12 protein-coding genes are annotated in these 12,231 nt (G+C 73.6%); 4 read left to right on the top strand and 8 right to left on the bottom strand.

All coding sequences use genetic code 11. The annotated features are described in order from the left end of the window. The first annotated feature begins 33 nt into the window (after positions 1-33). Positions 34-621 carry an FxsA family membrane protein gene (fxsA, locus tag OHA84_RS07800; protein ID WP_266972456.1) on the top strand — a complete coding sequence of 196 codons (588 nt, stop codon included), beginning with the start codon at positions 34-36 and terminating at the stop codon, positions 619-621. 99 nt (positions 622-720) lie between these two features. Here the strand turns inward: fxsA and OHA84_RS07795 are convergent, their stop codons facing one another. The 3 genes from OHA84_RS07795 to OHA84_RS07785 form a co-directional block, all read right to left on the bottom strand. Continuing rightward, positions 721-1,095: an RNA polymerase-binding protein RbpA gene (locus OHA84_RS07795; RefSeq protein ID WP_007262928.1), complete on the bottom strand. Its 375-nt coding sequence runs from the start codon at positions 1,093-1,095 to the stop codon at positions 721-723. Between the two features lie 291 nt (positions 1,096-1,386). Beyond that, complete coding sequence (locus tag OHA84_RS07790) at positions 1,387-2,754, bottom strand: MFS transporter (RefSeq protein ID WP_053681836.1); 1,368 nt, start codon at positions 2,752-2,754, stop codon at positions 1,387-1,389. A gap of 81 nt (positions 2,755-2,835) precedes the next feature. Then, a complete protein-coding gene (locus OHA84_RS07785; protein WP_053681815.1) occupies positions 2,836-3,606 on the bottom strand; it encodes a glycerophosphodiester phosphodiesterase family protein in 771 nt (256 codons plus the stop codon). 242 nt (positions 3,607-3,848) lie between these two features. Here OHA84_RS07785 and OHA84_RS07780 point away from each other — a divergent pair, with 242 nt between their 5' ends. After that, entirely contained in the window at positions 3,849-5,351 is a 1,503-nt protein-coding gene (locus OHA84_RS07780; RefSeq protein WP_053681816.1) for a PLP-dependent aminotransferase family protein, read from the top strand. A 79-nt stretch (positions 5,352-5,430) separates the two neighbouring features. On the opposite strand, the gene OHA84_RS07775 is transcribed toward OHA84_RS07780, so the two are convergent. Both OHA84_RS07775 and OHA84_RS07770 read right to left on the bottom strand, forming a co-directional pair. After that, positions 5,431-7,098, bottom strand: coding sequence for a hypothetical protein (locus tag OHA84_RS07775; RefSeq protein ID WP_266972459.1), 1,668 nt, complete (start codon positions 7,096-7,098; stop codon positions 5,431-5,433). A gap of 109 nt (positions 7,099-7,207) precedes the next feature. Then, complete coding sequence (locus tag OHA84_RS07770) at positions 7,208-7,402, bottom strand: hypothetical protein (RefSeq protein ID WP_008743136.1); 195 nt, start codon at positions 7,400-7,402, stop codon at positions 7,208-7,210. Between the two features lie 303 nt (positions 7,403-7,705). Here OHA84_RS07770 and OHA84_RS07765 point away from each other — a divergent pair, with 303 nt between their 5' ends. Beyond that, positions 7,706-8,128 carry an ankyrin repeat domain-containing protein gene (locus OHA84_RS07765; RefSeq protein WP_053681837.1) on the top strand — a complete coding sequence of 141 codons (423 nt, stop codon included), beginning with the start codon at positions 7,706-7,708 and terminating at the stop codon, positions 8,126-8,128. A gap of 340 nt (positions 8,129-8,468) precedes the next feature. Then, positions 8,469-9,866 carry a hypothetical protein gene (locus OHA84_RS07760; RefSeq protein WP_053681818.1) on the top strand — a complete coding sequence of 466 codons (1,398 nt, stop codon included), beginning with the start codon at positions 8,469-8,471 and terminating at the stop codon, positions 9,864-9,866. A gap of 101 nt (positions 9,867-9,967) precedes the next feature. Here the strand turns inward: OHA84_RS07760 and OHA84_RS07755 are convergent, their stop codons facing one another. Genes OHA84_RS07755 through OHA84_RS07745 form a run of 3 tightly spaced genes read right to left on the bottom strand, consistent with a single transcriptional unit; the run spans position 9,968 to position 12,197 of the window. Further along, a complete protein-coding gene (locus tag OHA84_RS07755; RefSeq protein WP_266972462.1) occupies positions 9,968-10,834 on the bottom strand; it encodes a biotin-dependent carboxyltransferase family protein in 867 nt (288 codons plus the stop codon). Then, positions 10,831-11,442: an allophanate hydrolase subunit 1 gene (locus OHA84_RS07750; RefSeq protein WP_266951544.1), complete on the bottom strand. Its 612-nt coding sequence runs from the start codon at positions 11,440-11,442 to the stop codon at positions 10,831-10,833. The genes OHA84_RS07755 and OHA84_RS07750 overlap by 4 nt, the downstream gene beginning before the upstream one ends. After that, positions 11,439-12,197 (bottom strand): LamB/YcsF family protein, encoded by a 759-nt coding sequence (locus tag OHA84_RS07745; RefSeq protein ID WP_053681838.1) that lies wholly within the window; start codon positions 12,195-12,197, stop codon positions 11,439-11,441. Before OHA84_RS07745 ends, OHA84_RS07750 begins: the two co-directional genes overlap by 4 nt. Positions 12,198-12,231: the final 34 nt, after the last annotated feature.

Here is a 12,231-nt window from a genome sequence, read left to right as displayed (position 1 = left end):
TCGCTTTTACACCGCCCCAGGCACACTGGTGACATGACGACCGGCATTTCGACGGCCCCACGACGGCGCTCGCCCGCCCGCACTCTGCTTCCCCTGGCGGTCGCCGCCTGGCTGATCCTGGAGATCTGGCTGCTCAGCCTGGTCGCCGGCGCGGCCGGCGGGTTGACCGTCGCCCTGTTGATCGCGGGCGGGATCCTGCTCGGCGCCGTGGTCATCAAGCGCGCCGGGCGACGGGCCTTCAAGAACCTCACCGACTCCTTCCAGCGGGCGCAGCAGGGCCAAGGGCCCGAGCAGGCCGGGCAGCGGCCCGGCCAGGGCAACGGCCTGATCATGCTCGCGGGCGTGTTCCTGATGCTGCCGGGCCTGATCTCCGACGTGGCCGGACTGCTCCTGCTGCTCCCGCCCGTCCGGGCCCTGATCAGCCGCCGTGCCACACGCTCCCTGGAGCGCAGGATGGCCGCGGCGCCCGCCGGCACCTTCGGCGACGCCTTCCAGCAGGCCCGGATCCATCAGCCCGACGGCAAGGTCGTCCAGGGCGAGGTCATCCGCGAGGACCGGCCGGCGCCCGGACCGGGCCAGGCCGGCCCGGACACCGGTCACCGGCCGCCGCTGACCCCCTGAAGCGCCGATCTCCGGGCCGGTCGGCTCCGGAGCCGGACAAGCCGAGGGCCCCCGCCACGGATGTGGCGGGGGCCCTCGGCTTCGTTCTCAGTCCGGTTGTCAGGCGGACTTGCGGCTGTCCCGCGGATGCACGGCAATGTTCATGGCGCCGGAACGAAGGACCGCGAGCCTCTCGGCAAGCACTTCCTCCAGCTCCTCGCGGGTGCGTCGCTCCATGAGCATGTCCCAGTGCGTTCGCGCAGGCTTGCCCTTCTTCTCTTCGGGCCCGTCCCCGTCCACCAGGAGTGCCATGGCGCCGCACGCCTTGCACTCCCACTCCGGCGGAATTTCTGCCTCAACCGAGAACGGCATCTCAAATCGATGTCCGTTCTGGCATGCGTACTCCACCGCCTGGCGCGGGGCCAGATCGATGCCGCGGTCCGTCTCGTAGCTGGTAACCACGAGCCGCGTACCGCGGAGAGCTCGCTCACTCATGAATCGTGCCTCCCGGGCTTGTCGCCCACAGGACAGGTGTCGCTGTCGTCGTCATCCGGTCAACGTCCGGTCGGCGGTATAGATTCCCGCTCCGGGTCATGCGTCGCCCGTCGTACCGCCCCTTGTTGTACCCACCAGTGCCCGTTTTGTCACATCTGGCAGCAGATGTCACCCAACGTCCGCTCTTCTTGAGCGCGCAGTAACGGTCCGCCTGGCAGGCCAAAGGCGTACACTACCGGCCCTTAGCTTGAACGTCGAAATTCGTTCCGAATTCGTTTCTCGGACCCGCTCTCAGATCCTCTCGGGAACAGGATTGCCCGCCGCCTCCACCGCGCGCCGCACCGGCACCCTCGCGAGCAGCACGAAACCCAGTGCGAAGAACACCACCAACGAGATGATCGCGTCCCGATAACTGCCCGTGACCTGGTACGTCAGTCCGAAGACCAGCGGTCCGATCCAGCTCAGCCCCCGGTCGCTCATCTCGTAGGCGGAGAAGTACTCGGCCTCCTTGCCCGCCGGGACCAGGTGCGAGAACAGCGAACGCGACAGCGCCTGGCTGCCGCCGAGCACGAGCCCGATCATCGCCGCCAGCACGAAGAACCACACCGGTGTCCGGGCCGGCAGGAAGTACCCGGCGGCCAGGGTCACCGTCCACCCGGCCAGCGAACCGAGGATCGTCCGCTTGGCGCCGTACACGCGGGCCAGCCGGCCCATGCCCAGCGCGCCCGCCACCGCCAGGACCTGGACCAGCAGCACCGCCACGATCAGGGTGGACTGCTCCAGCTCCAGTTCCTCCGACCCGTAGACCGAGGCCTGGGAGATCACCGTCTGCACGCCGTCGTTGTAGATCAGGTAGGCCAGCAGGAACGACAGCGTCAGCGGATGGCGCCGCATGTCCTTCAAGGTGGCCACCAACTGCCGCCAACCGCTGACCGGCGCACCCGCACCCGCCTCCCGGGCCGGCCCCCGGTCACGCAGCCGACGCAGCGGAATGATCGCGAAGGCGCCCCACCACAGGCCGGCGGACGCCAGACAGATGCGCACCGCCGCGCCCTCGGACAGCCCGAAGGAGTCGTGGCCCTGGTAGAGCACCAGGTTCATGACGAGCACGAGGGCGCCCGAGGTGTAGCCGAAGGCCCAACCCCGCGAGGAGACGGTGTCCCGCTCGTCCGGAGTGGCGATCTGCGGCAGGAAGGCGTTGTACAACACCATCGAGACCGCCAGCGAGGCGTTCGCCACGACGAGCAGGAACCCGCCGAGCAGATAGCGGTCACCGTCGAGGAAGAACATCCCGGTCGTCGCCGCCGCGCCCGTGTACGCCGCCACCGCCAGCAGCGGCTTCCTGCGTCCGCTGCGGTCCGCGACGGCCCCGGCCAGCGGCATGATCAGCACGGCCAGCAGCACCGACGCGGAGACCGCGTACGCGAAGAAGGAACCGGCCCGGATCGGGATGCCGAGCGGGTGCACATAGCCCTCGACGTCCGCCGCCGCCCTGGTCACCGACGTCAGGTAGGGCCCGAGGAACACCGTGAGCACGCTGGTCGAGTAGACCGAGCAGGCGAAGTCGTAGAAGTACCAGCCGTGCTGTTCGCGTTTGCGGGCCGCGGCGCCGGCTCTGCCGTCCTCCGTTCCCGGTTCCGCTTCCTCCGGTGGAGATATGTCTCGCGCGCTCACTCCGGTGCCCCCTCGCTGTACGTGCCGCCTCGGCCGCCGCGGCCCGCGCGGAGCCCGAAAGAGCCGTCAGGCCCAGGCTCCGCGCCGGTCCAGCACCGTGCGCAAGATGTCGATCCGGTCGGTCATGATGCCATCGACTCCCATGTCGAGAAGAGAGTCCATGCGTTCCGGTTCGTTCACGGTCCACACGTGCACCTGCAGTCCCCGCTCGTGCGCCGTCCGGACGAACCGCCGATCGACCACCCGGACGCCGGCCTGCGTCTCCGGAACCTGCGCCGCCACCGCCCCCGCGCGCAGCGCCGCCGGGATCGCGAACGACCGCAACCGCAGCCCCACCACGCCGCGCACCCCGTACGAGGTCGCCAGTCGGGGGCCGGCGATCTTCTGGGCCCGGGCCACCCGGCTCTCCGAGAAGGAGCCCACGCAGACCCGGTCCCAGACCCGGGCCCGCGCGATCAGGTTCACCAACGGGTACAGGGCGCTCTCCGCCTTCACGTCGACGTTCCAGCGGGCCTCCGGGAACTCCTCCAGGAGGTCCTCGAACAGGGCCAGGGGCTCGGTGCCCGCCACCCGGGCCTCCCGGATCCGCTTCCACGGCAGTTCGGCGATCCGCCCCCGACCGTCGGTGACCCGGTCCAGGGTGGAGTCGTGGAAGGCGACCAGCTTCCCGTCGACCGTGGCGTGCACATCGGTCTCGAAGTAGCGGTAACCCGCGTCGGCCGCCCGGTGGAAGGCGGCGGCGGTGTTCTCCAGCCCGTCCGCGGCCCCTCCCCGGTGCGCGAAGGGGATGGGAGCCGGGTGGTCCAGATACGGGTGCCGAAGGCGTACGTGCGTCACGGCGGCAGTATGCCCCCTGCCGCCGGTGGGACGGGAGCGTCCGGATGGCCGCGGGGTGAACGCGCCCGCGACGAGGCGGGGGCGCTCCGGTGGCCCCTCCCCGCCCCCTCCGTGGAGCGTCTCCGGAGCCCCCTGGTCGGAGTGGACCGCCCCGTGACACCCTGGATCGCGCGGAACCAATCCAATACCGGTCGCCCCTCGGGGTCGGACGGGGCCAATTCGACGAAGGTGGACCGGACAGCATGGCTCAGTGGACCTCGGCGGTCGGCGCCGCCCAGCTCGCCCGCCTCATCACCTCACAGCAGGGGCGCTCCGCCACGTCCGGCACGCGTAAACCGCCCGCCTACCGCAGCCTCGCCGACGGCATCCGCCTCCTCGTCCTCGAAGGGCGCGTCCCCGTCGCCGCCCGGCTGCCCGCCGAACGGGAGCTGGCCGTCGCGCTCACCGTCAGCCGCACCACCGTCGCCGCCGCCTACGAGGCGCTGCGCGGCGAAGGGTTCCTGGAATCCCGCCGGGGCGCGGGCAGCTGGACCGCCGTGCCCGCCGGGAACCCGCTTCCCGCCCGGGGCCTGGAACCCCTGCCGCCCGAGTCCCTCGGCTCGATGATCGACCTCGGCTGCGCCGCCCTGCCGGCCCCCGAGCCCTGGCTCACCAAGGCCGTCCAGGGAGCCCTGGAGGAACTGCCGCCGTACGCGCACACCCACGGCGACTACCCCGCCGGCCTGCCCGCCCTGCGCAGGATGCTCGCCGACCGCTACACCGAGCGCGGCATCCCCACGATGCCCGAACAGATCATGGTGACCACCGGTGCCATGGGCGCCATCGACGCCATCTGCAGCCTCTTCGCGGGGCGCGGCGAGCGCATCGCCGTCGAATCCCCGTCCTACGCCAACATCCTCCAGCTCATGCGCGCCGCCGGGGTGCGCCTCGTGCCCGTCGCCATGGCCGCCGGGCTGAGCGGCTGGGACATGGACGTCTGGCGGCAGGTGCTGCGCGACTCCGCCCCGCGGCTCGCCTACGTGGTCGCCGACTTCCACAACCCCACCGGCGCCCTCGCCTCGGACGAGCAGCGCCGCGCGATGGTGGAGGCGGCCCGTTCGGCCGGCACCGTGCTCGTCGCCGACGAGACCATGGCCGAACTCCGGCTGGACCCGGACGTGGAGATGCCCCGTCCGGTCTGCTCCTTCGACCCCGCCGGCTCCACGGTCGTCACCGTCGGTTCCGCCAGCAAGGCCTTCTGGGCCGGCATGCGGATCGGCTGGGTCCGCGCGGCCCCCGACGTCATCCGCAGCCTGGTCGCGGCCCGCGCGTACGCCGACCTCGGCACACCCGTGCTCGAACAGCTCGCGGTGAACTGGCTGATGCGGACCGGAGGCTGGGAGGAGGCCGTGGAGATTCGCCGCGACCAGGCCCGGGAGAACCGCGACGCGCTCGTCGCCGCGGTGCGCCGGGAACTGCCCGACTGGGAGTTCCAGGTGCCCCGGGGCGGCCTCACCCTGTGGGCCCGCGCGGGTGGACTGTCCGGGTCCCGGCTGGCCGAGGTGGGGGAGCGGGTCGGCGTACGGGTCCCCTCGGGCCCCCGGTTCGGCGTGGACGGGGCCTTCGAGGGTTACGTCCGGCTTCCGTTCACGGTCGGCGGCCCGGTCGCCGAGGAGGCCGCCTCGCGCCTCGCGGCGGCGGCCCGGCTGGTCGGTACGGGCGCCGGCGGCAGCGGGGCGGAACCCCCGCGCACGTTCGTCGCGTAGGCCCGTCGTCCAAGTGGCACCGGACCCGGCCCTGTCGGCGAGGCGCCCCCACGGCCCGGCAAGATCCGAAAGAGACGGCTTACGGCCCGACCGGCCACGGGCCGCGGGCGGGCGGTGTCTCCGCCGGCACCTCCGTGATCTCCCGCCCCTCGATCGAGGGGCCCTGGGCCTGGGCCGGGGGTTGGACGATGTGCAGCGGCGTCGCCGGCGTGCCGTGCTCCGCGACCGCCGTCGGCCGGGCCTGTCGCTCCGGCAGCAGCTCCCGTACCGCCTGACGGTGCGCGGGATGCGCGGCGTCGTCGTACGGGTCCGGGGTCGCGGGCACCTGTACCCGGTGCACGGGGCCCGTGCCGAGCCGCGCGTAGCCGCGCCCGGGCGGCACCATCGCCGTCGGGGTGGTGTGCGGGGGCAGGCCGAGCACGTCGGCGATCTGCTGGACGGAGGCGGAGCCGAGCACGACGCGGGCCCGGGTGTGCTGCCACACGGCGTCATCGAGCAGTTCCAGGTGCTCGAACTGTTCCGCGACCACCACCGTGACGTGTGCGGCCCGACCGTGGCGCAACGGCACCTGGAGCCGCGCGAGGGGGTCGGGCCGCCCCTCGGCCGCCGCGAGGTGGGTGAGCACGCTGGGGCGGTCGAGCAGGATCCACAGGGGGCGTCGGGTGTCCTCGGGCAGGGGCCGGCCCGCCTCGCGGGCCCGGTGGGTGGCGACGAGCCGTCGCTCGGTCTCGTGCGCGGCCCACTCCAGGGTGGCCGGGGCCCCCGTGGGGCCGCACTCGACGGCCAGCACGCCCGCGCGGCCGGAGAGGCAGGAGTACTCGCCGCTGCCGCCGCCCTCGACGATCAGCACGTCGCCGTCGTGGTGGAGTGCCTGAAGGGCGATGGAGCGCAGCAGGGTGGACGTCCCGCTGCCGGGTTGGCCGACGGCCAGCAGGTGCGGTTCGGTGGAGCGGGGCCCGGTGCGCCAGATCACCGGGGGCACGTCCCGGGTCTGTTCCCCCTCCGCTACGGGCAGGGTGCGCTGTACGCCGCCCGCGTCGGTGAGCCCGAGGACGGTCTCGCCGGGGGAGGTGACGAACCGTTGGGCGGCGATGCCCGTCGGCAGCGCCTCCAGCACGCTCAGGTCGAGTTGGTTGGCCTCCTCGTCCCAGTCGAAGCGGTACTCCCGTCCGCGCCCGGACTTGGAGTGCAGCAGGGCCTCGATGCGGGCCCGGGGGGCGAGCTCGCCGTCGGCGAAGTAGGCCGGGTAGCGGATGCGGAGCCGGGTGACGCGGCCCGCGTCGTCGAAGACGTGGCCGCTGAAGGCCCGGTCCCATTCCCCGCCGTGGGCGAAGAGCGGGTTCGGGTCCTCGGGGATGGAGAAGTACGGCACGAGGGCCTCGTAGAGGGAGGCGAGCCGCTCCGTCTCGGCGTCGCTGGGGCCGGTCTTCACCGGGGTGCGGTCGCGTCCGTGCCAGCCCGCCGCCGCCATCAGGGTCACGAGGGCGATCAGGGGGCCGTACGGGACGAGCGCGACGACGAGGACGCAGGCGGCGCCCAGGAACAGCCCGGGACCACGCTTGTCCTTGGGGGTGTCGGACCATTTGCGTCGCCCGGCGGAGGCCAGGACGCGCAGGCCGCGCCCGATGACGAGGAGCGGATGGAGGACGTCCGTGGCGCTGTCGGCGGCCGTGCGGGCGAAGTCGCGGCCCCGGGACAGCGACACGGTGCCGCTGCTGAGGATGCGGGGGAGTGGGCGCCTGGCCACGGGCGTCTCCTGGAGTCGGGGTGGTGGCGGACGGTGCGGTCGGGGGCCTGGGGCATGTCGTCGAAGTCCCGCCTGCCGGCGGCCGGCAGGCGCGCTTCGACGACGTTCCCTAGAGCTTGATCCCGCCGAGAAGGCTCGCGAGGCTCGCCGTACTCGCCGTGATGCTGGGTGCGATGGCGGAGCCGGCGAGGAAGAAGCCGAAGAGCGCGCACACGAACGCGTGCGACAGCTTCATCCCGTCCTTCTTGAAGAAGAGGAAGCAGATGATTCCGAGCAGGACGACACCTGAGATGGACAGGACCATGAGAAGTTCTCCTGGTGGGTGAGGACGGTCACCATCAGTCCTTCCAGGCTCACAGCAAGTATCAATGCGACAAAAGGTGCATACGGGTGAATCCTGTAATTTTTCACTTGACTGGACCCGCCCGACTGGCGCGCCGGGCGATCAGGGGGGCGGGATGATCCTCGCCTCGGACCGCACCCGCCATGTTCCGGATCGGGCGCTACTCTGACGCTTCACCCGCACGGACGCGGCACCGTGCGCCCCCCAGCCCGCCGGCCTGGGGAAACGGGTGCCGTGACGGCGAAGCGAAAGGCGGTACGAACGATGAGCGAGCACACCCCGGAAGGCGCCGGCCCGCAGGGCGTTCCCGACGAGGACGTCATCGAACTGGCCACCAAGATCTTCGACCTCGCCCGTCAGGGTGACGCCGAGACGCTGGCCGCGTACCTCGACGCCGGGGTCCCGGCGAACCTCACCAACGACCGCGGCGACACCCTCGTCATGCTCGCCGCCTACCACGGCCACGCCGAGGCCGTCACGGCCCTGCTCACCCGCGGCGCCGAGGCCGATCGCGCCAACGACCGGGGCCAGACCCCGCTCGCCGGCGCCGTCTTCAAGGGCGAGGAGGCCGTCATCCGCGCGCTGCTCGCCGGCGGAGCCGACCCCGAGGCCGGAACCCCCTCCGCCGTGGACACGGCGCGCATGTTCGCCAAGGCCGATCTGCTGGAACTGTTCGGAGCCAAGTAGTCCGGTTTTGGCCGTGACCTGGCAAGGTCTGACCGGCCCCGGACCTCACGGGTTGGTCACGGCGGCCGTAAATGTGGTCGCGGTGCACAAACCGACTGGGTCATCATGGCGTCGGATTCGATTCGCGAACTTGACGGACGGGCAGGAGCGGGCTGGACACAAGAGGTGTCCATACCCTCCCTGCCGAACCGGCCGCCACGGTCGCGAAGCACCGACGAGAGTGAGAAGGCAATGGTCTACATCGAGCGGAACATGACGGCGAACGTCCTCACATGCTGTTACGCGGCCCTGTGAATCCCGATTCCCGGTTGCGTCCCCAGCTTGATTTGAGGCCATTCCCATGTTCGAACCAGTCATAGCGCCAAGCGGCACCCTGCTCGGGCTCCTCCAGAGGGGCCGCGGCGACGGCACGCTGCACGCACTCGCGGCGCCCCGGGCGGAGGCCCTGGAGGCCCTCGACCAGTGCGTGATCAGCGATCCGCGCCAGGACTGGCAGGTCGAGAACCGCTCGCTCTACTACGCCCGGCTCTACCTCGATCTCGACGGCCCCCTCGGCGCCATCGAGAGCCACCTCTTCAGCGCCGACGACCTCCTCGACGAGGAGGACCACCGCACGGGGCTCGCCCTGTCCGTCCTCGGCCACCTCGCCTCGTACGGCCGTGACGACGCGCTCATGCTGCTGCGCCGCTACGCCGCCTCCGGCGCGAACTGGGCCTGGGCCCTCGACGAGCTCGCCCTGCGCGACGACGACGAGGGACTGCGCTCCCTCGCCGGGCCCGTCGTCGCCCGCTTCCCCGTCACCGCCGAGGGTGAGGCGCGGCTGGCCGCCGCCATCCGCGACGCCTACGAACCCCGGCCCTGGTGCCTGTGGGAGGAGTCCGCCCCCCACGGGGAGCGACTGCGCGCCGCCCGCCGACAGGGCTCCTTCGACCGTTGGCAGCGCCAGCTCACCCCCAAGGGACCCCAGCCCGGCTGGGGAGTCCAGGCCGTCTTCGACTGGGCCGCCGACGGACTGAGCCGCGGCACCCCGCTGCACGTCCCCGCGGCCCGCTGCCTGGCCGCCGTGGCCGCTCCCGAGGACCGCTCCGCGATCCTCGCCGCCGCGGCCGGCGCCTCGGGCGAGGCCGCCCGGGCCACCGCCCTGCACCACCTGGTCCTCGCCGAACCGGAGAACCCGGCCGTCCTGGACCTCATCGAAGCCGCCGGGGACGAGCCCGCCGTGGCCGCCTACGAACGCATGTGCGGCCCCGGAGCCGTGGAACGGGCCCGCCGCTGGGTCCACCGCCCCGACGCCCTCGGAGCGGCCGCCGCGACCCTTCTCGCGGCCCGCGGCGGAGCCGAGGACGCCGGGCTCGTCCTGGGCGCCCTGCGCTCCACGGTGCGCGGCTCGGGACCGGACACCCGGCACCTGTTCGCCCTCGTCGACGGGGCCGGCCGCCTCGCCATCGGCTGCGCGGCGCCCGTACTGCGCCACGTCTACCGGGAAACCGCCTCTTCCCACCTGCGCGGCCGGGTCGCCCGGGCCCTGGCCCAGACCGATCCGTCGTTCGCGGCCGGCTTCGCGGTGGAATGCCTGTGGGACTGCGAGGAGACCACCCGCGAGGTGGCCGCCCACCACGCCGAGACGGCCGACGCCCGCGTCGCCCCCCGGCTGCGCCGCCTGGCGGCGGACCCGGCGGAGGAGGAGGACGTGCAGTCGGCGGTGCGCAGTCGCATCGCACCGGAGTCGACGGTGTAGGCCGTCCCTTCCGGACCCCGCCGGACCCTTTTTCCGGACCCTGGCGGGCCATGGCGGGCGGCTCGCCAAGCCGCCCGCACCCCGGGGACACCCCGGGCGCCTCACAGACCCCGCACGAAGCGGACCGTCACCCCCGGCCGGGCCTGCGCCGCCGCGTCCAGGGCGGGGCCCGCGGGAACCACGCCCACCACGGGATAGCCGCCCGTGACCGGGTGATCGGCCAGGAAGACGACGGGGAGCCCGTCCGGCGGGACCTGGACCGCGCCCAGGACCATCCCCTCGCTCGGCAGCTCCCCGACCCGGCGCCGGACCAGCGCCGGACCCCCCTCCGTGCGCAGCCCGATCCGGTTGGACATCGCCGAGACCCGGTACGGGGCCCGGAGCAGCCGGGCCACCGACTCCGCCTCGAACCAGTCGGCCCTCGGCCCCGGCCCCAGCGGCAGCACCAGCTCCGTCGGCGGCCCCGGCACCCCCAGGGCGTCGACCCCGCGCACCGGGTCCCGGCCCGGCGGCCCCACCGGCAGCAGTACGCCCGCCGACAGCACCGGCGGCCCCAGGCCCGACAGCAGGTCCGTGGCCCGGCTCCCCAGCACCGGGGGCACGGCGAACCCGCCCCGCACCGCGACGTAGCCGCGCAGCCCCGACTCCGCCGCCCCCACCTCCAGCTCCGCCCCCGCCCGCAGCGCGACCGGCGCCCCCCAGGCCACCGGGCGGCCCGAGACCCGTACCGCGCAGGGCGCCCCCGTGACCGCCACCGTGACCGGGCCCGACGCCCGCAGCGCGACCCCGTCGAGGGTGGTCTCCAGCGTCGCCGCGCCCGGGGCGTTGCCCAGCAGCCGGTTGGCCAGGGTGTGCGCCCCGACGTCCAGCGCACCCGAACGGGGGACGCCCAGGTGTGCGTACCCCGGCCGGCCGAGGTCCTGGACGGTGGTCAGCGCACCCGCCCGCACCACCAGCAGCCCGCTCACGACCCCGCCTCCTCGAACCGCACCCGCACCCCCGGCGCGAACAGCGCCGCCGGCTCCCGCCCCGGGTCCCACAACACGGCCCCGGTGGTTCCGATCAACTGCCAGCCGCCGGGGGAGGAGCGCGGGTAGACCCCCGCGTAGGCGCCCGCCAGGGCCAGCGAGCCCGCCGGCACGGCCGTACGCGGCGTGGCCCGTCGGGGCAGGTGGAGGCGCTCGGGGAGCCCGGTCAGGTAGCCGAAACCGGGCGCGAACCCGCAGAACGCCACGCGGAACTCGACCGACCCCACGATCCCCGGCACCTCCCCGGGCCCCACCCCCCACAGCCGCGCGACCTCCGCCAGGTCCGGCCCGTCGTAGCGGACCGCGACGCTGATCAGCGGCCCCTCGCTCCCGGCGAGCGGCGGCACCTCCCACCCGGCGATCCGGGCCGCCAGCGCGGCGGGCTCCGCCACCCCGTCCAGCAGCACGGTCCGCGCGGCCGGCACGATCTCCCGTACGCCGCCCAGTTCCGCGCGCCGCCGCAGCAGTTCGGCGTGGAGCGCGGCCACCTCCTGCGCCGAGTCCGCCTCCAGCAGCAGGGCCCGGTCGCCCACCGCGAGCGCCCTCACGCGAAGGCCTCCACCCGTACCCCGGCCGCGCCCAGGGCCCGACGCACCCGCAGGGCGAGGTCCGCCGCCCCCGGGGTGTCCCCGTGCAGGCACAGCGAACGCGCGGGCACGGCCACCGGGGAGCCGTCGATCGCGGTCGCGGACCGCTCGGCGGCCATCCGCACGGCGCGGGCGACCACCGCGTCCGGGTCGTGCACCACCGCCCCCGGCTCCCCGCGCGGCACCAGCGTCCCCTCCGCCGTGTACGCCCGGTCCGCGAACGCCTCCGGCACGGCCGTCAACCCCGCTTCCTCGGCGGCGGACAGGAGCAGCGACCCGGGCAGCCCCAGGACCGGCAGCCCGCCCGTACCGGCGGCCATCCGCACGCCCGCGACGACCGCCCCGGCCTGCCCCGCGTCGCGCACGGTGCGGTTGTACAGGGCGCCGTGCGGCTTCACGTACGACACCCGGGAACCGGCCGCCCGCGCGAACACCTCCAGCGCCCCGATCTGGTACGCCACCTCGTCCGCCAGTTCGCCCGCCGGCACGTCCATCGCCCGCCGTCCGAAACCGGCGAGGTCCCGGTAGGAGACCTGCGCCCCGATCCGCACCCCCCGCTCGGCGGCCAGCTCGCACACGCGACGCATGATGGACGGATCCCCGGCGTGGAAACCACAGGCCACGTTGGCGCTCGTGACGACGGACAACAGCGCCTCGTCGTCGGTCAGCGTCCAGCGACCGAATCCCTCGCCGAGGTCGGCGTTGAGGTCGATCACGGGCGGGTGCGCGGGCGTGGCCATCGGTGTGATC

Source organism: Streptomyces sp. NBC_00513 (assembly GCF_041431415.1).
Taxonomy (GTDB): domain Bacteria; phylum Actinomycetota; class Actinomycetes; order Streptomycetales; family Streptomycetaceae; genus Streptomyces.
Note: the sequence above shows the minus strand (reverse complement) of the source record. Positions and strands in the feature narration are given on the sequence as shown.